This is a genomic window from Pirellulales bacterium (assembly GCA_019694435.1).
Taxonomy (GTDB): domain Bacteria; phylum Planctomycetota; class Planctomycetia; order Pirellulales; family JAEUIK01; genus JAIBBZ01.
The window spans coordinates 25,266-43,561 of the sequence record JAIBBZ010000013.1; the positions used below are offsets into that span (position 1 = coordinate 25,266).

At 65.2% G+C, this 18,296-nt stretch carries 19 protein-coding genes; 13 read left to right on the forward strand and 6 right to left on the reverse strand.

Going from position 1 to position 18,296, the window contains the following annotated elements; translation table 11 throughout:
• The first annotated feature begins 38 nt into the window (after positions 1-38).
• The 8 genes from K1X74_11700 to K1X74_11735 all read left to right on the forward strand — a co-directional run bounded on the left by K1X74_11700 (position 39) and on the right by K1X74_11735 (position 7,198).
• Positions 39-1,472: an aldehyde dehydrogenase EutE gene (locus tag K1X74_11700; protein ID MBX7166986.1), complete on the forward strand. Its 1,434-nt coding sequence runs from the start codon at positions 39-41 to the stop codon at positions 1,470-1,472.
• A gap of 23 nt (positions 1,473-1,495) precedes the next feature.
• A complete protein-coding gene (locus K1X74_11705; GenBank protein ID MBX7166987.1) occupies positions 1,496-1,759 on the forward strand; it encodes a EutN/CcmL family microcompartment protein in 264 nt (87 codons plus the stop codon).
• A gap of 19 nt (positions 1,760-1,778) precedes the next feature.
• The gene (locus K1X74_11710) at positions 1,779-2,531 is read left to right on the forward strand and encodes a hypothetical protein (GenBank protein MBX7166988.1); all 753 of its coding nucleotides are present in this window, start codon (positions 1,779-1,781) and stop codon (positions 2,529-2,531) included.
• Between the two features lie 34 nt (positions 2,532-2,565).
• On the forward strand, positions 2,566-2,856 hold the full coding sequence (locus K1X74_11715) for a carbon dioxide concentrating mechanism protein CcmL (GenBank protein MBX7166989.1): 291 nt from the start codon (positions 2,566-2,568) through the stop codon (positions 2,854-2,856).
• A 29-nt stretch (positions 2,857-2,885) separates the two neighbouring features.
• Positions 2,886-3,773 (forward strand): class II aldolase/adducin family protein, encoded by an 888-nt coding sequence (locus K1X74_11720; protein MBX7166990.1) that lies wholly within the window; start codon positions 2,886-2,888, stop codon positions 3,771-3,773.
• Positions 3,774-3,819: 46 nt separating this feature from the next.
• A complete protein-coding gene (locus K1X74_11725) occupies positions 3,820-4,764 on the forward strand; it encodes a lactate/malate dehydrogenase family protein (GenBank protein MBX7166991.1) in 945 nt (314 codons plus the stop codon).
• 30 nt (positions 4,765-4,794) lie between these two features.
• Positions 4,795-6,069, forward strand: a complete 1,275-nt coding sequence (locus tag K1X74_11730) for a hypothetical protein (GenBank protein ID MBX7166992.1) — start codon at positions 4,795-4,797, stop codon at positions 6,067-6,069.
• Between the two features lie 109 nt (positions 6,070-6,178).
• Positions 6,179-7,198, forward strand: coding sequence for a cytochrome c (locus tag K1X74_11735; protein MBX7166993.1), 1,020 nt, complete (start codon positions 6,179-6,181; stop codon positions 7,196-7,198).
• Positions 7,199-7,208: 10 nt separating this feature from the next.
• On the opposite strand, the gene K1X74_11740 is transcribed toward K1X74_11735, so the two are convergent.
• The 5 genes from K1X74_11740 to K1X74_11760 all read right to left on the reverse strand — a co-directional run bounded on the left by K1X74_11740 (position 7,209) and on the right by K1X74_11760 (position 11,746).
• Positions 7,209-8,570, reverse strand: a complete 1,362-nt coding sequence (locus K1X74_11740; protein MBX7166994.1) for a hypothetical protein — start codon at positions 8,568-8,570, stop codon at positions 7,209-7,211.
• A gap of 168 nt (positions 8,571-8,738) precedes the next feature.
• The gene (locus K1X74_11745) at positions 8,739-9,317 is read right to left on the reverse strand and encodes an ATP-dependent Clp protease proteolytic subunit (protein ID MBX7166995.1); all 579 of its coding nucleotides are present in this window, start codon (positions 9,315-9,317) and stop codon (positions 8,739-8,741) included.
• A gap of 284 nt (positions 9,318-9,601) precedes the next feature.
• Positions 9,602-10,153: a hypothetical protein gene (locus K1X74_11750; GenBank protein ID MBX7166996.1), complete on the reverse strand. Its 552-nt coding sequence runs from the start codon at positions 10,151-10,153 to the stop codon at positions 9,602-9,604.
• A 7-nt stretch (positions 10,154-10,160) separates the two neighbouring features.
• Entirely contained in the window at positions 10,161-10,832 is a 672-nt protein-coding gene (locus K1X74_11755; protein MBX7166997.1) for a hypothetical protein, read from the reverse strand.
• A 239-nt stretch (positions 10,833-11,071) separates the two neighbouring features.
• Positions 11,072-11,746 carry a DUF1326 domain-containing protein gene (locus K1X74_11760; protein MBX7166998.1) on the reverse strand — a complete coding sequence of 225 codons (675 nt, stop codon included), beginning with the start codon at positions 11,744-11,746 and terminating at the stop codon, positions 11,072-11,074.
• 240 nt (positions 11,747-11,986) lie between these two features.
• On the opposite strand from K1X74_11760, the gene K1X74_11765 reads away from it, so the two are divergent.
• The 5 genes from K1X74_11765 (at position 11,987) to K1X74_11785 (ending at position 17,127) form a co-directional block, all read left to right on the forward strand.
• Positions 11,987-13,276 carry a Gfo/Idh/MocA family oxidoreductase gene (locus K1X74_11765; GenBank protein ID MBX7166999.1) on the forward strand — a complete coding sequence of 430 codons (1,290 nt, stop codon included), beginning with the start codon at positions 11,987-11,989 and terminating at the stop codon, positions 13,274-13,276.
• A gap of 10 nt (positions 13,277-13,286) precedes the next feature.
• Positions 13,287-14,030 (forward strand): DUF4339 domain-containing protein, encoded by a 744-nt coding sequence (locus K1X74_11770; GenBank protein ID MBX7167000.1) that lies wholly within the window; start codon positions 13,287-13,289, stop codon positions 14,028-14,030.
• Between the two features lie 165 nt (positions 14,031-14,195).
• Positions 14,196-14,759: a hypothetical protein gene (locus K1X74_11775; protein MBX7167001.1), complete on the forward strand. Its 564-nt coding sequence runs from the start codon at positions 14,196-14,198 to the stop codon at positions 14,757-14,759.
• 35 nt (positions 14,760-14,794) lie between these two features.
• Positions 14,795-16,264, forward strand: a complete 1,470-nt coding sequence (locus tag K1X74_11780; protein MBX7167002.1) for a hypothetical protein — start codon at positions 14,795-14,797, stop codon at positions 16,262-16,264.
• Positions 16,265-16,437: 173 nt separating this feature from the next.
• Positions 16,438-17,127: a nuclear transport factor 2 family protein gene (locus tag K1X74_11785; protein ID MBX7167003.1), complete on the forward strand. Its 690-nt coding sequence runs from the start codon at positions 16,438-16,440 to the stop codon at positions 17,125-17,127.
• Between the two features lie 461 nt (positions 17,128-17,588).
• On the opposite strand, the gene K1X74_11790 is transcribed toward K1X74_11785, so the two are convergent.
• Positions 17,589-17,906: a hypothetical protein gene (locus tag K1X74_11790; GenBank protein ID MBX7167004.1), complete on the reverse strand. Its 318-nt coding sequence runs from the start codon at positions 17,904-17,906 to the stop codon at positions 17,589-17,591.
• Positions 17,907-18,296: the final 390 nt, after the last annotated feature.

Genomic DNA, 18,296 nt, shown 5'->3' on the forward strand with positions numbered 1-18,296 from the left:
CCGCATTCCCACCTGAGAAAAACGAAATCCAGCGAGCCATGCAAACGACTGAAAGCCTGATTCGCAGTGTGGTGCAAGAAGTCCTCGCCCAGATGGTGGCCACCGCGCCGGCCGCGGTGTCGCGCGGCTACCAGGGGCGTCACGGCGTGTTTCAAACGGTCGACGAGGCCGTGGCGGCCGCGACCGAGGCCTTCGACCGGCTGTCGGAACGCACGATCGAAGATCGCCGCCGGATCATCGATCACATTCGCCGGATTTCCATCGAGCAGAGCGTCGAGCTCGGCACGATGGAAATGAACGAGACGAAGATCGGCCGTCTGGAACACAAGATCGAGAAACTCAAGACGCTCGGCGAGCGAACCCCCGGCGTTGAATTCATGCGCAGCGAGGTGTTCAGCGGTGACCACGGCCTGGCCGTGATCGAGCATGCCCCCTTCGGCGTCATCGGGGCCATTACGCCGGTCACTCATTCGCTGCCCACGATCACCGGCAACGCCGTCAGCATGATCGCCTCGGGCAATACGCTGGTCGTGAACCCGCACCCCAGCGGCAAGCGCGTCGCGGCCGAAGGCGTGCGACGGTTTAACGAAGCCATTCATGCCGACCTCGGCATCGACAATCTGATCTGCGTGATCGCCGAGCCGACGCTCGATACAGCCGAACAGGTCTTCAAGCACCGCGGCATCCGGTTGATCTGCGTCACCGGGGGGCCGGCCGTAGCCCGGGCTGCCATGAACAGCGGTAAGCGGGCCATCGTCGCCGGGCCGGGCAATCCGCCGGTCGTGGTCGACGAAACGGCCGACCTGGACCGCGCGGCGCGCAGCATCCAGCGGGGTGCCGCCTACGACAACAACCTGCTGTGCATCGCCGAGAAGGAAGTCTTCGTCGTGGCCAGCGTGTTCAACGACTTTATGAAGGCGATGGAACGGCCCGGCACGGCGGCGCTGTGTGCCCGCGAGGTCGACGCGCTGACCAAGGTCGCCATCACGACCGCGGGCGAGGGCGCTCACAAGCACGACGTACCGTGTAAGGATTTCCTCGGGCAGGACGCGGCGGTTCTGGCGCGGGGCATCGGCAAGACCGTGCTGCCCAATACCGAACTGCTGTTCGGCGAAACCGACGAGCACAACCCCTTTGTGACCGTCGAACAGATGATGCCGTTCGTTCCCATCGTGCGCGTCAAGAACGTCGACGAGGCGATCGCCAAGGCCAAGCACTACGAGCACGGCTATCGCCACACGAGCATCATTCATTCGAACAACGTGCGGAACATGACCCGCATGGGCCGCGAGATGGACACGACGCTGTTCGTCAAGAACGGCGCTTCGATGACGGCCTTGGGTCTCGGTGGCGAAGGCTACCTGTCGTTTTCGATCGCCACGCCCACCGGCGAAGGCGTGACCACCCCGCTGACGTTTACCCGCGAGCGCCGCTGCACGCTGGTCGACGACCTGCGAATCATCGGCAAGTAGCCTCAGACCGGCGGGACAGAATGATGCAACTCGGACGCGTTGTCGGCACGGCCATCTCGACGGTCAAGCATCGCACGATGCAGGGCTGGAAGCTGCTGGTCGTGCAGCCGTTGCGGGCCGACGGGCAATCGCCCGACGGCGACCCGCAATTGGCTATCGATACGCTTGGCGCGGGGCGCGCAGAGCTGGTCCTGCTGTCCAACGACGGCAAGAGCGCCCGAGACCTGATCGGCGACCCGACCAGCCCGGTCCGTTGGACCGTGCTGGGAATTGTTGACGGACGATAGAACTGCCTGGTGACTTGCGGTGACGCCATCGACCGAAACCACGAACGGCGCAGCAGTCGGGCTCTCGCCCGAACTGGTCGATCGCATCGTGCGCGAGGTGCTGGTGCGTCTCGCGCCGGCTGCGGCCAGTCAAACACCGTCCACCGCCGCCGTTGCCCCGGATCTGTTGACGCTGGTGCTCGACGAGCGTGTGATCACGCTGCGGCAGCTTGCCGAGCACCTGGGTTCCGCGCGCACCTTGCAGGTGGCTCCCCGCGCCGTGATCACGCCGGCCGCACGCGACCTGTTGCGCCAGCGCGGTGTCGCCCTCGTTCGCGCCTCCGCGGTCCCGGCTCCGGCGGCGGCGAAATCGACACAACGAGTGACCGTCGCCGTCGCCGAAACGAAATTCGACGCCTCGGCCCTGATCCGCGATTTGCGCAAGCTGCCTCGCGAAGTTGAGGCGCTGGCTTCGTGCGGGCTGGTGACGGTCGCCCGAGAAATGGCGGATCGCGTGGCCCGCGGTGGCGATCTGGGCGTGTTGCTGACCGACCAGGCTGCCGCCGCCTTGTGCCTGACCAATCGGCACGCGGGCGTCCGGGCCATGGCGCCGGCCGATGAGGCGGGCCTGCGACGCGGCTGCGCGGCCGTGGGAGCCAACCTGCTGGTGGTCGATTTGCAAACCGTGCGACCGCACCAGGTGAAATTGCTGGTCCAACAGTTCTGCCTGGGGGCCCCGTATCGCTGTTTAGAACCCTACGGCCGCGCCTTGGCGGCGGCGGCCGCGAGCTAGATTTGACTGATTTGACGGTTAAGGAGATCGGCCGATGACCATCGGCGAGGTAATTGGCACCGTAACGCTAGGCCGTAGCCATCCCAGCCTGACCGGCGCGCGGTTTCGCCTGGTGGTGCCGCTGTCGCTCGAAAACTTGCAGGGCAGCCAAGAACCACGGGCCGAGGCGCTGGTGGTCTACGACGAATTGGCAGCCGGTGTCGGTGCCCTGATCGCGTTCACCGAGGGCGGCGAGGCCGTCCAGCCGTTTTATCCCGACGACAAACCGATCGATGCCTACAACGCGGCCGTGCTCGACGCCGTCGACCTCGTCCGCCCCGCATAACGCTAACCCCGCCTGGAGCTCTGTTTCCGATGAACATTCACGCCCTCAAGCAAGACATTTGCGAGATTGGTCGCCGGCTGTATTCCAAGGGATTTGCCGCGGCCAACGACGGCAATATCTCGATTCGGATCAGCGACAACGAAGTGCTCTGCACCCCGACGATGATCTGCAAAGGCTTTATGAAGCCCGACGACATCTGCTCGGTCGACCTGGAAGGCAACCAGCTTTCGGGCCGCCGCAAGCGCACCAGCGAAGTGCTCTTGCACCTGGCGATCATGAAGAAACGGCCCGAGGTGAAAAGCGTTGTGCATTGCCACCCGCCCCATGCGACGGCGTTTGCCGTGGCCCGGCAGGCTATTCCGCAATGCGTGCTACCCGAGGTCGAAGTGTTTCTCGGCGACGTACCGATCACGAAGTACGAGACCCCCGGCGGACAGAAGTTTGCCGACACGGTGCTGCCGTTCGTCGAGAAGACGAACATCATGATCCTGGCCAACCACGGCACGGTCAGCTACGGCGAGAACGTCGAGCGCGCCTATTGGTGGACCGAAATCCTCGACGCCTACTGCCGCATCCTGATGCTCGCCCGCGACCTGGGCAAGATTAACTACTTCAATCAGCAAGAGGCCCGCGAGCTGCTCGAACTGAAGGCCAAGTGGGGCTTTCCCGACGCCCGGCTCGAGAAGGGCATGGAGAACTGCGACATCTGCGCGAACGACGTGTTCCGCAATAGCTGGACCGAGACGGGCGTCGAACAACGCGCCTTCGAGGCGGCCCCGCTGATGGCGCCGGGTGCCGCGGCCAGTCCTCCGGCGGCGAATGCCGCCCCGGTCCCGGCGCCGATCGCCGGCGTCGACACCGAGGCCCTCGTCCAAACCATCACCGACCGCGTCATGGCGGCTTTGGCCAGTCGCTAATCACCGCTTCTGGCAACTCGCGGACTCTTAGAAATTTCTCTTGGCAATGAAAATCAGCATCATTGGCGGCGGCGGATTGGTCGGTTCGTGCACGGCGTTTGCGCTGCAGGCGGCCGGGGTCGGTAGCCACCTCGCGCTGCTCGACGTGAACGCCGACCTGGTCGGAGGTCAGGCGCTCGATTTGCTGCACGGCTCGTCGACGACGGCCGATCAGCGGATTACTGCGGGTGGCTACGACGAAATCCCCGATTCCAGCGTGATCTGCATTACGGCGGGTCTGCGCCGCAAGCCGGACGAAAGCCGGCTCGACCTGATCAACCGCAATGTCGATCTGTTCGTCGGCATCCTGAGCCAGGTGCGCCAGGCGGGGCATTGTAAGAACGCAATCGTCGTCGTGGTTTCGAATCCCGTCGACGTGCTCACATACCTGGCCGCCGAGCTGCTCGAATTGCCGCCGGCGCAGGTGATTGGCCTGGGGACCGTGCTCGACACCGTTCGATTCCGCAGCCTGATCGCAGCGCGGATGCAGGTCCCGCCGACGCAAGTCAACGCGCTGATCTTGGGCGAACACGGCGACAGCATGGTGCCGGTCTGGTCGAGCGCCGCGGTGGCCGGACTGCCGCTGGAAAAATTTCCCGGCTGGAATCCGAACCTGGCGAGCGAGCTGTTCGAGCGCACAAAGGGTTCCGGCGCCGAAGTCATCAAGAAAAAAGGCGGCGCCGGCTTCGCGGTCGGACTGGCGATTCGCGACGTCATTGCGGCGATCGGACAAGACAGCCGCCGCATCCTGCCCGTCTCGACGGTGCAACAGGGCGCCTACGGCATTCGCGACGTCGCCCTGAGCGTGCCGACCGTCGTGGGACGCAAGGGCGCACTGGGAATTCACGAGCTCGAGTTGTGGCCCAAGGAAATGCAGGCGCTCAAGCGCAGCGGGCAAGTGCTCAAGCAAACCCTCGACACCGTCCTGGCCCGCGTGCGCGCCACGCGCTGAGCGGTCAGCAAGCGAAGGTAAGGATCAACCATGGCCCTGGTCGAAAAATCGCTCGACCGCAAACTGCGGAACATTCATGCCGATCCGTCCGGCGCCCGGGACTTCATCCTGGCCGACGCGAAGGATGCCGACATGGCGTTCGGCATCGGCTCGCCGGGCCGCTCGCCGGAGATGCATGCCGGCGAGACGCGTTTTCGCACGTTGCCCGAGTATCGCGAGCAAATCCGCGAAATCGTGCGGCAAGGCCTTGTCGATATCATGTTGATGTCGACCAGCACGTGCGCACAACTGGCCGTCGCCGAGCAACTCTTTGCCGAGAGCCACGTGACGCCCGCGGCGCGGGCCAACGACACGACCGACATCTTCGTCCTGCGCGGCAACCAGTACATTGCCGAGCCTTCGCGGCCGTTCCGCACGGCCTCGCTCGACCACATCCAGTGTGGCCATCTCGGCTGCACGCCCGAGGAGCGATCGAAGGGCGCCAACCTGGGGCTCTACAGCATCACGTTCAACAACCGTCTCGACGAAGACCTCACGGCCCTCGAAGCCTATCGCGCCTTTCGCCTCGAGGCCGAGCGAGTCGGCTTTCGGCATTTCCTCGAGGTGTTCGATCCGAACGCGCCGCAGGGGTTGACGCCTGCGGAAGTGCCGGCCTTCGTTAACGACGCCATTGCCCGCACGCTCGCCGGCGTGGCGGCGGCCGGCCGTCCGACGTTCTTAAAGGTCGTCTACCACGGTCCCAAGGCCATGGAAGAGCTGTGCGCTTACGACCCGCACCTGGTCGTGGGCATCTTAGGCGGCGCGGCCGGCACGACCTACGACGCGTTCAAGCTGATCGCCGAGGCGCAGAAATACGGCGCTCGTGTGGCCTTGTTCGGCCGCAAGATCAACGGTGCCGAATCGCAATTGGCGTTCGTCGAGTTTCTCCGGCTGATCACCGATCGCGTCATCACGCCCGAGGAGGCGGTCAAGGCGTACCACGCCGTATTGGGCAAGCTGGGATTGCGTCCGCATCGCAGCCTGGCGGAGGATCAGGTGCTGCAAACCGGCGTGATGAGCTACGGCAGCTCGAGCGTTACGGTGCCCGCGGCGATTCCGGTCGCCGGAAGTGAGAGCCCCGCAACGAAGCCCGCCGGCGGCTGTGGGTGCGGAGGCGGCTCGGCCACGAAATGTGCCTGTCCTCCGAAGGCTGCTCCGGCCGAGAGCGTTCCCTCAGCGGACAACGCCGAGCCCGATTTCGCCAAGATGAGCCGGGCCGAAAAACTGGCCTGGAACAAGGCCCGCCGCGACCGCATCTTCGGCTAGCTTCGAGCCGGCGGCGCGTATGCCGTCGCCCGAAAGCGGTTTGTTCATCTGGGCGGCACCGGACATAATCCGGATACAGGTTTCTTGTCTGGGCATGGCGAGTGTCTCGATGGGTTGGACCAAGCTTGCGGCGCCGCCGCTGCTGTTGCTTTTGATTGCTGGATGCCTCGCACCCGTTTGGGGCCAGCAGCCGGCCACACCTCGCAAGGTTGGCCGGGCCGCGAAGGCGCTGGCGCCGCGGCCAAAGTTCGATGCGGCGGTTCGCGACCGGTTCTTTACCGACGTCCGCGAGCATTTGGGCCCCGGCGAGCCAGGCAGGCCGGTCGTAGCCGATCAAGCATCGCCTGTAGCAACGGCCGAGCCAGCGACGCCTGAGCCCGGCACGACAGGCGCGGCCGGCGAGAATCCGCCCGCGCCCGGTTCGGGGGCGCATTGGGCGGCGCTGATCGCGCGCGACAACCTCGAAGACGAGATCAAGGCGCAGGTCGCGCTCGTGGCCGAGGCGGTCAAATCGCCGAGCAAGTTCAAGTCAGGCAACTATCGACAGGCCCGCACCAGCTTCAGCCTCCTGGCCATGCTGTTGGGCGTGGTTGCCCAGTACGACGGCGAAGTGCGCTGGCGCGGCGTCGCCGCGGGGCTGCGCGATCAACTCGCGCACGTGGCGCTCAATTGTAAGGTTGGCACCGACGGCTCGTACAAGGAAGCCAAGGCCCGGTCCGCCGAGTTGGCTGAGATGGTGCGCGGCGACGCGCCCGCGGGCGATGCGGCTCCGAGCATGCCGGACGGCGGCTGGGCCAAAGTCAGCGACCGGGCCCCGCTGATGGCCCGCATGGAAGAATCGCAGCGCGGCCGGCTCGATGTCTGGACCGCCGATGCGGGGGAGTTCAAGCGTCAACGCGACAAGGTGTTACACGAGGCCCGGTTACTGGCGGTGTTGACGGCCGTGATTCAGGACTCCAGTTACGAATTTGCCGACGACGAACAGTATCTGAAGTTTGCCCAGGATCTGGCCGAGCGCGTTCGCGAGCTCGTCGCGGCCGTCGAACAGGATGATCCGGCCGCGGCGCAAAGTGCGGTCAGCCGCGCCAATCAAGCCTGCGATCGCTGCCACACGGATTTTCGCGGGTAGGTTGCCGTGGTTATTTCCGCTGCGGCGGCGGCCGCGTGGCGGTGGCGGCGGCGGACGCCGGATGCAGGGGAACGACCACAGGGCGAGGCCACGGATCGAGCGGTGCGCCGATCGCGTCGATGTACGCTTGCCCGCCGGTGCTCGTCACGCACCACGGTTGACCCGACAGCGGGTTGAGCCGATCGGTCGGCGACGGCTCGACCGGCGCTCCGGCGACCGCGGCCGCGAGCGTCACATGCCAGGCCACGCACGCGGCACGATCGCGCGCCTGCAGGCGCTGCGCCTCTTCTATGCCTGGCAGCAGCAACCGTGCGGCGACCAGCGGGTACTGGGGCGTGCGTTCGAGCTGGGTGAGACGCGTTTGCAAGGCCTTGAAGGCGGCCTCGCGCGCGAAGTACGGCTGTCGACAAGCGCCGATCAACACGCGCATCGCTTCCAGATAGAAACGCTCGTCCTCGTCGAGCTGCTTGAGCGCAGCCTGCGGAAAATGCTCCAACTCGCGCCGCTCGGCCAACAGCGCCAGGTCGCTTTCGGTCAGCAGCTTCAGCAGCTCGCCGCCGCGAATGACCTCGTAGCTGTGCATCCCCAAGGCGCGATCGCCGATCCAAGCCTCGGCGTCGGGCGTCCACGCGGCGAGTTGCTTGCCGAGCCAATCGCGCAACAGGCCCAGCTGTTCGGACGTCGCCGCGCGATGCTGGACAACGTGCTCGACGAGGCGCAAAGTCTCGTCGCGCAATTCGGCCGCCTCGAGCCGGGCCACGACGTGGCGCTCGGCCGCCAATGCAGCAGCCGCGCGGAATAAATAGCCAATGCTCTCGATGGCCTTGTCGAGGCGGTCCTGGTCCGCATGCACGAGACCCTGCAGCAGTTCCAGTCGTGCCCCGGCGCGTATCTGGCTGATGAACGAAACATCGGCAAATGCACCGGCCGTATGCAACAGGCCAAACTCGCATTGCGGCCGCTGCCAGGCGGTGCGCCAGACGCGGTGCACGGCCGCATGACGCTTGAGCAAGCTCTCGACGCGCGCCAGGTCGATCGGCCCCAGATTCAAGGGCCCCGGCGGCAGCAAGGCAGCCGTTTCGTCGAGTCGGGCGTCAACGTGCTGGAGTTCGAATAGCCCGGCGAGCACGGAGGCGGCGTTCTCGGCGTCGGGTATCCCGGGCCGGCACAGCAACCGTGGCGTGCCGCCTTCGCGAATCACGCGGGCAAACTCGGCGCGCAGTCGCGGGTTGGGCGTCGTCTCGAGCCCGTGCAGACCGCCGTACTGTTCGACGACCAGCCGCGCATAACGCTGGGCCTCGGCCCGGGGGCCGCAACCGCCGCAGATCGTGCAGGCGACGATCGCAAAGCAGCCAATCCAGCGTGGCGGCATCCAGAGACCTTGTTAGGAGTGCGCAGTATCCCCGCGGCATGCTAACGGCGGAGAAATGCCGCTCCCAAGATCAATTGCACCCAGGAGGGCCGGATCGAGCGCTGACAGCACCGCCCGGGGTTTTCCAGCCGAAGGCGGCGCGGACCCGCGTTGGCGGAACCAATCGGCTTAGGACTTTGCTGGCGCCCCGCGGCGCGGCTTGGCCGCGGCGCCATTGCGGGTCGGCATCGAAATCGGCCTGAGCTGGTGCAACTCGGCCAGGCCTGCGTCCGCCATTTCCCGGCCCGAGACATAACGGCCAGGATTGATCCACTTTTCCATCTGCTCGTACGGCACGTTGAACAACTCGGCGAGCAAGCGATCCATTTCGGTCTCGAGCTGCCCGAAATGCCGGGCCCATTCAGCGGCCTCGGCCAGGCCGACGTGCTCCTCGCTCTGCCATTTCATCGGGTGGAACAGCAACACGCTCCACGGCATGACGATTCGGCGCGAACAAGCGGCAAACGGCCACAGAGCGGCCGAAGAGCATTCGCCCGTGACGACACCGGTGGCCCGAATGTCGCGCATGCGGATCATGGCCATCAGCGAAAGCGCGCAATAGGGGCTGCCGCCAGGCGAATCAATGAACAGAATGCACTCCCCGCCAGGGGGGATGTCGAGCAGCTTGTCGCTGATCGCACCTTCGTTCTCGGTCAGGTCACCGACAACGGCGATCTCAATCGGTCCATGGCGGTCAGTCTCGCCCATCGTACGCATCCCCCAAAGCACCGAGCCTAGCCGCCCCGCGGTCCCTTGGCCCCCACACACCCGCCTCGAAGGCGCCAGCGGGTAACTTAAACGCTGTGGCTGGCCAACTTACAACGCCACCTGCGTCCTTGAGCAGGTATAGCTTCCCGCTGGGGGGCACACAAGCAATCTGCAGCCAAAACACCCCTTGGAAAGCCCTGTTCGACACTCGAAGCCGCTCGAGGCGGCTCCCCGATCACTAGAACCCAAATAAACCGAACGGATCGCCCCGGCTAACGGCCAGTTCATGGCTGGTTTTTGTCGTCGATCTTGCGTAGACGGATCCGGGTCTCCCCCTGACAGCATTCGCAAGGCTTGAGCTCGTACATCGGAATCGAGCAGATGTCGCACCAGTAATCGAGCTCGTATTTCTCGCCGTCTTCGAAAGCGTAGACGCGAATGATCTTGAGAGCGGGCGTGCCGCGGTAGCGTCGCACCAGCAGTTCGAGGTCGCGGTCGCGAATCCGCCCATCGAGCCAGAACCCCCGCCCGCGGGCATCTTTGACCAGGGGCAGCACCTGGCCGTCGGTGGTCTCCAGCGCGGCTTGTGTTTGCGCGGCGTCCGGATCCGACTCGATGCCGAAGCGTCGCTTGAGCGCTTCGCCCATCCAAACGACGCGGCCGCGCAGCGCGACGACCTCAAAGGCCGCAGCCGGCTCCGCTGCAACGGCGCTAGCGTTGTCCGTCGCCGTGGGGTTCTGCGCCGAGGCGCAACTGGGCGCCACGGCGAGCGCCAGGCACATCGCCGCGGCCGACAGCATGCGATAGCAAAGTCGAAGCAGTACGCGACAGGACATCAGAGGCTCACTCGGCCGCCTGGCCAACAACGACCAGGGTCAAGGTCAGCGGTGCGACTTTGCCGCCGGCGATTGCCGCGTTGGCAAACCGCACGCTCCACAGTTCGCGGTCTTCGTCGTGCACGATCGCCGGCGCGTCGCCGCCTGCTTCCGTGCTCGCCAGCAGGCAGAGCATGGTCGGGTGCGTCGACTCCGCGACCTTGGCGCTGGTCTCCCAGAGCTCCTCTTCGGCAAGCTTTTCGCCCGACTTGTCGTCCTCGACCGGCAAGAGCAACAAGAAGTCGCGCGTGTCCGAAGTGCCCACGTGATTGCCGTCGACCGGTTGCTGCGCATAGCGCACGGTGTACACGCCCGGCTTGATCGTCTGCCCGCGGAAATCGGTCCCTTCGCGATCGTAGCGCATCACGCCGAGCAGTTGACCGACCTCGAATGGGTACAACACTTCGGCCGAGGCCTCGAAGCCCTCTTTGGCGGTCCACTGTTTGTGCGGCCAGAATTCGACGGCGACCTTCTTCTTCGTCTTGACCGCCCAGCCCGCATCGGCAAGCTGCCCGGCAATTTCGTCCGACACTGCTCCGGCCGGCAATTTTTCGGTGTTCGCGCCGACTTCGTATTCCGCCGCGACGGACGCGGCCGACCAGGCCAATGCCGCAAGAACCATCCATCCCGTACGAGCCATGTGCTGCTCTCTCCGTTTCGAGTGAGGGTCTGATCAACTGCAAATATTCGGAGCGCTGTGCTGCCGGTGCCCGGTCGAGCGGCGGCGCCGTTCGGGGCGCGAACTGAAACAAAACAGCCGGCAGAGATCGCGCGATCCATGCCGGCCGGGTTCTTCAACGATGACTTCGAGCAAGCTCGTGTGCAAGTTCCGCGACGAACTTTCTAGGACCCAGGCGCGCGAGTAACTGTCAGGGCATGCTAGTAACAAAACGTCGCCAGGAAAGCGCTACGGCTGCTGCGGTTGTTCCACTTGACGCCCAACCCCCGCCCGTCGAACCGGCCTTCGACCGTGTAGGCCGCTTCCGAATTGTCGACCGCGGCGAGCGGTGGGTAGTAGATCATCTCGTTGGTGCACACACAGTCGGCTTTGCCGAGCTTACGTGTTTCGAGTTCGGCAATTCGGCCCACCTGCAAGCGCCCGACCATTTCCAGGTGATCCAGCGCCATGTCGATCGGCTTGGCCTCGACGGCCACCACCGTACCGACGGCCGGACCGCCGTGCCGCTTGACGAAATCGACGAGCGCTTGTTGCTGCTGTGCGTCGGCGCGTTGGTCCACGTATACCACCGAGCGAATCACGCCCATGTCCACCTGGGGGCCGCCGAAGCTCAAGGTGCTCTCGGCCTTCGTTGCCACGGCTACCCGCAGTCCCGACAGATCGACGCCATCGAATTGACCCTGCTCGATGCTCCAGGCCCGAAGTGCCTCGGAACCGGTGAGCCCCACTTCGGCATTGGCGAAACACGGGCCCGTGTACACGTCACACGTTCGCGATTCGATGTATTCGCCCTTGAGCTGCGATGCTTCCCAGGCCCCGGCGATCGCCGAGGGCAGGAGAGATGCAACCGCCAGACAGCTCGCCAGGAAACGCATGGCCGTGCTCCCCAAGTAGGACCAATGTGACTGAGCCGTGGATTTTAGCCCCGCGGTCGGCGAGGGTAAAGTCAGCCGCTGCGGAAAGTCTGTGGCCGTCAGTAGTTCGGGCATCGTCGCCGCTTGAGCGACGCGACCGGAGCCACTAGTCTTAGAGGCGTTCTCCTGACCGGTTGTGCCGTCCGGCAAAAAACCAGGGCCAGGAAGCTTTGACGCGTCCAGCCACCGAGGAACCGCTTGATGTCCGACCATACCATCGACCGCCGTGACTTTTTGGCCGCAGGTGCCGTGACCGGGACATTGGCATGGACAGCCCGCAGCTACGCCCAGATCGCTGGCGCCAACGAGCGGTTGCGGATCGGCTTCATCGGCGCAGGCGGGATGGCCAACGCGCACATGGACGCCATCAACAGCCTCAAGGAGTCCAACAATCTCGAGGCTGTGGCTGTGGCCGATTGTTGGCAGACGCGTGCCGAGGCGGGCGCCAAGAAAGTCGGTGGTGCCCCGCTGACCGACTATCGCCAGCTCCTCGATCGCAAAGACATCGACTACGTTACGATCGCCACGCCAGAGCACTGGCACAGCCGGATGACGATCGACGCGCTCGAGTCGGGCAAGGCCGTCTATTGCGAAAAGCCGATGACCCACTCGATCCCACAGGCGCTCGAAGTGGTGGCCGCGCAGAAGAAGACTGGTCGCCCGCTGCAGGTCGGTGTGCAGGCAATGAGCGACGACAGCTATAGTTCGGCCGCGCAGGCGATCGCCGAAGGGGTGATCGGCCAGGTCGTCCAGGCACAAATCGAATACGTTCGGCGCTACGACAAGCAGGGTCCATGGCGCGATCCCGACCTCGACCCCAACCTGGCCAAGCCGGCCGATCTCGATTGGGACGCATGGCTCGGCGTGGCCCCGCAAGTCGCTTGGAACCCACATCACTATTTCGAGTGGCGGAACTACTCGGCCTATTCCGGCGGCATCTGCACCGACCTGTTCATTCACCGCATCACGCGCATCATGAAGGCGTGCAACCTGGTCTATCCGCGCCGCGTGGTCGGCATGGGTGGAATCTGGCAATGGCCCGATGGCCGCGACTTGCCGGATAACTTCGAAATGATCTGCGAGTATGGGCGCGGGATGACGGTCTACGTCCTGGGCACCATGAGCAACCGCGTCGGTATCGATCACCTGATCCGCGGCTACCGCGGCACGCTGTATTTCACCCCGTCGGGCTGGGTGGCCAAGGACAAGGACGACAAGGTGCTGGCCACGCACCAGAAGACCGGCGGCGAGGACATCCGACTTCATCACACCAATTTGCAGCAGCACCTGCGCGATGGGGCGCCCTTGAACTGCCCCGTCGCATTGGGGCTGGCCGGTGTGGTCGCGGTGAACATGGCCAACGAATCCTGGCGCACCAGTCAGGTCATGGGCTGGGACCCGGACAAGATGCAGATGGTCCCGGCGCACACCTTGCAATTGCCGCATACGCCCGATCCTGGCGCCGCGGCGCCGTCCGCCGAACAGGCATAGGTCGAGGCCAATGGGTATTCGCTGCTATTGCCCGAACCAGCACCGCCTGAATCTCAAGAGTTTTCTGGCGGGAAAACGCTGCGTCTGCCCGCAATGCGGCGTGAAATTCATCGTGCCGCTCGAATCGGTCGGTGAGGGGGCTTCGCCGTCGCGCGGGGCCGCCGCGGCCGAAACAGGGGGCACCGGCGTCTTCGCCGATGACCCGGAGACGAGCGTCCTGGTTGACGAGATCGCGTTGCCGCCGTCGAGCGTTGGTTCGACCAAGCTGCCTGCCGCGGCTCAGCCGCCCCTGGCGACGGGCAACACCGTGCCGGGGACGGAAAGCGACCTGTCAATGTGGTATGTGCGCGCGGCGGACGGGAGCCAGTTCGGACCTGCCCCGGCGACGGTGTTTCGCACCTGGCTGCAAGAAGGCCGCGTGGCCGGCGACGCGCTGGTGTGGCGCGAAGGGTGGCCCCAATGGCGCACGGCGAATTCGGTGATCGCCGCACTGTCGAATAGCGCGCCCCGGCCGCCAGCGCCGCCGCCCGTCGCGTCGACGCCGCCGGCCCCGGTCGCGCCACCCCCCCCCGCCGCGCCGGAGCTGACGGAAGAAGTCTCGGTAGAAGTTGAAATCGGTGAAGTGGCGCCGCATGCGAGCCGGCGCAGGCGCAAGGATCGCCAGAAGGGTCGCAACGTCGCCGTGGTCACGGCATTGGTCGTGGCGCTACTGGTGCTGGTGCCGGTGTTGATCTGGGTCGTGGTGCGCCAGTGAATCGTGGTGCGGCAGTGAATCGCTGCCCTGGTGTGTTTCCCCGTCCGGGGCGCCTACCCCCAACTCGACGGCACCGCTAGACTTTTCCTGCCCACTTGCTCATGGCAATTCTTCGTGGGTGGTTGTCCGCTGTCTCAACTCGAAGCCTCTGACAGGAGACGTGCGATGCGCGTTCATTCCCGGCCGTCCATCGTGACCTTGGCCCTGGCCCTGGCCGCCCTGGGCGCGGCCCCGGGGTTTGCCGCCGACGATGCCCCAGGCACGATCGACCTGGGCCAGCTCACGCTGCTGGCTCCGGACACCTGGACCCGCAAGCAGCCGGCGTCGCAAATCATCGCTCACGAGTTCTCCATCAAGCCGGCCGAAGGCGACAAGCTGCCAGGACGCATGACCGTGATGGCGGCCGGCGGCTCGATCGAGGCCAACATCGAGCGGTGGTACGGCCAATTCACCCAGCCCGATGGCAGCGCCACGGCCGACCGGGCCAAGCGTGAAAAGCTCAAAGCCGCCGGCTGCGACGTCGAATGGGTCGATATCTCGGGCACCTATCTGGACCGCCCGGCTCCGCGATTGCCGGGCGTCGAACGGCCCGATTACCGCATGCTGGGTGCCATCGTCGCGACCAAGCAAGGTCTCGTCTTTCTGAAGTTCTATGGCCCGCAGAAGACGGTGACCGAGCAAGAGCAAGCCTTCCGGCAGATGCTCACCGGCGCCAAGAGCGCGAAGTAACCGTCCTCTCGATCGTCCGCTCCCTGGGCACGCCGATGAAGACGCAGCGATTTCTCGAGCATCACGGCATCGTCATTCACCCGTTTACGGATGAGGATGCCCAGACCGATCAGGTCTTCAAACAGCATTGCATCCTGAGCACCCACCATCCGGCCTGGGACAAGATCTACGGCGATCCGTCCGAGCCTTCGACGGCCATCGTGTTCGGCGAGAAAGGCGCGGGCAAAACGGCGTTGCGGCTGCAGGTGGTCAAGCACCTCGAGCAATACAACGCTGAGCATCCGGATCGCCGGGTGTTCGTGATCGAGTACGACGACTTCAATCCGTTCCTTGATCGCTTCAGCAGTAAGTTGCCGGCGCGCCAGCGCCGCACCGATCGCCTGCTGCAAGAGTGGAAGCTCTGGGATCACATGGACGCGATCTTGTCGCTCGGCGTGACCCGGCTGATCGACCGATTGCTCGACCCGCCCCCCGGCACCAGCCCCGCTGCGCATCGGCTCACGCGGCTACAGTCGCGCGACCTGATGTTGCTGGCCAGCCTGTACGATCAATCGCTCGACGAACCGTCGCCGAGCCGCTGGCGCAGGCTCCGACACCAATTGCGCTTCTCAACCTGGCGCAGCAAATGGCGCGTCGCGCTGGGCCTGGCCGCGGTGTTGCTGGTCGCCGCCATCACAGTGCTGCGCGATCAATGGGACTGGCTGTCGACGCCCTGGCCGTATCTGATCGCGCTGGCGGGCTGGATACCCTGGGCGTGGGGCGCCTGGCGGCGCTGGTGGCAGGCGCGAGCCATTGCCCGGCAGCTCCGGGTGATCAATCGCGAGGTCAACGGGCTGCGCCGCCACTTGATGAAGTTCACGGCGGAAGAACTGTCCGGCCAGCCGCTGCCGACGATGGGGCGGACGGACGATCGCTACGAGTTGCTCAACAAATTCCTGACGATCCTGCGCGGGGCCGGCTACAGCGGCGCGATCGTGTTGATCGACCGGGTCGACGAGCCGCACCTGATCAACGGGGCTCCGGAGCAAATGCGGTCGCTGCTGTGGCCGCTGCTGGACAACAAGTTTCTCAAGCACCCGGGCGTCGGCTTCAAGCTGCTGTTGCCGATCGAATTGTCGTACCACATCCAGCGCGAAGACGCGGCATTCTTTCAGCGGGCCCGACTCGACAAGCAGAACATGGTGCCGTCGCTCGATTGGACGGGCGAAGCGCTCTACGACGTGGCCAATGCCCGGCTACAGGCCTGTGCGGCCGAAGGTCGCTCGCCCAAGCTCCGCGAGCTGTTCGACGCCTCGGTGAGCGAGACGCGGCTGATCGAAGCGCTGCGCCGGTTGCGGGTACCGCGCCACTTGTTCAAGCTGCTGCACCGGGTGCTGGTGGCGCATTGCAACCTGTACACCGATGAACAGCCGGCCTGGAAGATTTCGGCGGCCACGTTCGACGCGACCCTGACGCTCTATCTGCGCGATCAAGAGGCCTTCGATCGGGGAGTTGGCGCCGGCTGATCGCGCCGCGCGAAACGCCGCCAGCAGCTAGCGTCGCTCGAAGCGTACAGTGGGCTCGTCTTGACCGTCCTCGGCCTTCTTGCCAGACTCTGCGGCCCAGTGCGGATCGTAACCAGGCTGGGGACTCGCCTGCCGCGAGCGGTCCGCGCACTCCAGGGAAGGAGATTCGAGCGATGCGCTGCTTGCAGCCGCTGGTCGGCCTGACGTTGTTGATCGCCGTGGTTGGGACCGGTTGTACCAAGTCGGACTCGCCGACGACCGCATCCGCGAAACCGGCGGGCGCTCCGCAAGACGCGGTGCGCAAGTTTCTGCAGGCCGTCAAAACGGGCGACGACCAGACCGCCGAGGCTTTGCTCACGCCGGTCGCGCGCGAGATGACCAAGAAGCACGAGCTGGCGGTCGCGCCGCCGGGTAGCGATACGGCTTCGTTCGAGGTCGGCGAGGTTGAAATGGTCGCCGATGACGGCGCTCACGTCGCTTGCCGTTGGACCGACGTCGATGAATCGGGCCAGCCCCACACCGACAACATCGTCTGGATGGTGCGCTTGGAGGAAGAGGGTTGGCGCGTCGCCGGCATGGCGGCCGTCTTGTTCCCCGGGGAGCCGCCGCTGTTCCTCAACTTCGAAGACCCCGAAGACATGATCCGCAAGCAGGAACTGGTGGCGCAGGAGATCGAACGCCGGGCAACGGCCGGTTCGCAAGGGACGAGCGAGGGTACGCCCGCCACCCAGGTTCCGGCGAGTGCTGCCCCGCCGGCGCAGAAACAGGCGCCAGGTGAAAAAGTCGCAGCGCAGCGTCCGGCAGCCCCGGCGGCGACTCCGCGCCAAGCGCAGCAGCCTGCCCCGGGCCCTCGGCGTCAGTAACTTTTTTTCGACTGGCAGCCGGCGCAAAATTGCGCAGTCGAGCCGCGCACATCCGGCTGCCAATTCGCGCAAATTATCTACCTGCTTGGGGTTCGACGATGTGCGTGCCGGTCGCACATCGCGACTGTTGACCACCCAACTTGTACGTGGGTGGTGTTTTTTTGCCGCAGGCAGCCGCTCGCTGCGTTGATCGTGGCCTAGCGTTGTTCGAGAATCGGTGGCGGTATGCGCCACGCAGCTTTCCTGGTTCCCGTATGGTCTACAGACTGTGTGGGTAATCCTTGACAGCGAGTTGGCGCATGCTAACTTACCGGCCTAGTCTGCGTTACCGGCAACCTCTGCGCAATCGGTACAGGCTCCAGGGCAGCACTGTTCGATGACGCGGAGGGTGAAGGGAACGCGGTCACCGCAAGGAGACGCCCCGCCGCCGCCGTCGCGGAACGGGCACGCGAAGCTAGGACTCACGACGGCAGAGAGACGTTCTTTCCGGTTTTGCTACGTAGCACTGAGGACTTTGGTAGGAGGGATTGGACATGAATCGTGTTTTGATTCTCGGCATCGCGATTTTCTTCGCGATGGTCGGCTTCGCCCTGATGGGCGAGTCGAGCAAGGCGTACGCCGGCTTCCGTTGCCGTGGCTGCCACGCCTGCAGTGGTGATTGCGGTGGTAGCGATTGCAGCGCCGATTGCGGCGGCTGCCACGCTCGCCGTTGCTGTGGTTTGTTCAAGCGCTGCCATGGCCGTCGTTGCCATGGTCGTCGTTGCCACGGCCGTTGCCACGCTGATGATTGCTGTGGCGCTCCGGCTGATTGCTGCGGCGCTCCGGCTTGCGAAGCCTGCGCTCCGGCTTGTGAGCCCGCTCCGAGCTGCTGCGGTTCGGCCGCTCCGGCTGGCGAAGCTCCGGCCCCGGCCACCGAGGCCCCGGCCCCGGCTCCGGCCGTCGAGGCCCCGGCCCCCATGGCCAACTAGTTCGGTCTCCTCCTGCCCGATAACTTCGGCGTGGGTCGGCCGACTGTTGATTGTAGGAATGCCCGTTGTCGCTCCGAGGCCCTGCTGGGACGACAACGCGAGACAGCACAAACCGGGTCCCTGTTTTCAGGGGCCCGGTTTTATTTTTGCTGCTGACTTGGCCGCCCTCGCCAAGATTCCCGCGCCAGGGCCTTGAGCACG

What these genes read in the sequence shown, in the direction of transcription:
- K1X74_11700 (MBX7166986.1), top strand. Translation starts at nt 39, where the DNA reads ATGCAAACGACTGAAAGCCTGATTCGCAGTGTGGTGCAAGAAGTCCTC.
- K1X74_11705 (MBX7166987.1), top strand. Translation starts at nt 1,496, where the DNA reads ATGCAACTCGGACGCGTTGTCGGCACGGCCATCTCGACGGTCAAGCAT.
- K1X74_11715 (MBX7166989.1), top strand. Translation starts at nt 2,566, where the DNA reads ATGACCATCGGCGAGGTAATTGGCACCGTAACGCTAGGCCGTAGCCAT.
- K1X74_11720 (MBX7166990.1), top strand. Translation starts at nt 2,886, where the DNA reads ATGAACATTCACGCCCTCAAGCAAGACATTTGCGAGATTGGTCGCCGG.
- K1X74_11725 (MBX7166991.1), top strand. Translation starts at nt 3,820, where the DNA reads ATGAAAATCAGCATCATTGGCGGCGGCGGATTGGTCGGTTCGTGCACG.
- K1X74_11730 (MBX7166992.1), top strand. Translation starts at nt 4,795, where the DNA reads ATGGCCCTGGTCGAAAAATCGCTCGACCGCAAACTGCGGAACATTCAT.
- K1X74_11735 (MBX7166993.1), top strand. Translation starts at nt 6,179, where the DNA reads ATGGGTTGGACCAAGCTTGCGGCGCCGCCGCTGCTGTTGCTTTTGATT.
- K1X74_11740 (MBX7166994.1), bottom strand. Translation starts at nt 8,570, where the DNA reads ATGCCGCCACGCTGGATTGGCTGCTTTGCGATCGTCGCCTGCACGATC.
- K1X74_11745 (MBX7166995.1), bottom strand. Translation starts at nt 9,317, where the DNA reads ATGGGCGAGACTGACCGCCATGGACCGATTGAGATCGCCGTTGTCGGT.
- K1X74_11750 (MBX7166996.1), bottom strand. Translation starts at nt 10,153, where the DNA reads ATGTCCTGTCGCGTACTGCTTCGACTTTGCTATCGCATGCTGTCGGCC.
- K1X74_11755 (MBX7166997.1), bottom strand. Translation starts at nt 10,832, where the DNA reads ATGGCTCGTACGGGATGGATGGTTCTTGCGGCATTGGCCTGGTCGGCC.
- K1X74_11760 (MBX7166998.1), bottom strand. Translation starts at nt 11,746, where the DNA reads ATGCGTTTCCTGGCGAGCTGTCTGGCGGTTGCATCTCTCCTGCCCTCG.
- K1X74_11765 (MBX7166999.1), top strand. Translation starts at nt 11,987, where the DNA reads ATGTCCGACCATACCATCGACCGCCGTGACTTTTTGGCCGCAGGTGCC.
- K1X74_11770 (MBX7167000.1), top strand. Translation starts at nt 13,287, where the DNA reads ATGGGTATTCGCTGCTATTGCCCGAACCAGCACCGCCTGAATCTCAAG.
- K1X74_11775 (MBX7167001.1), top strand. Translation starts at nt 14,196, where the DNA reads ATGCGCGTTCATTCCCGGCCGTCCATCGTGACCTTGGCCCTGGCCCTG.
- K1X74_11780 (MBX7167002.1), top strand. Translation starts at nt 14,795, where the DNA reads ATGAAGACGCAGCGATTTCTCGAGCATCACGGCATCGTCATTCACCCG.
- K1X74_11785 (MBX7167003.1), top strand. Translation starts at nt 16,438, where the DNA reads ATGCGCTGCTTGCAGCCGCTGGTCGGCCTGACGTTGTTGATCGCCGTG.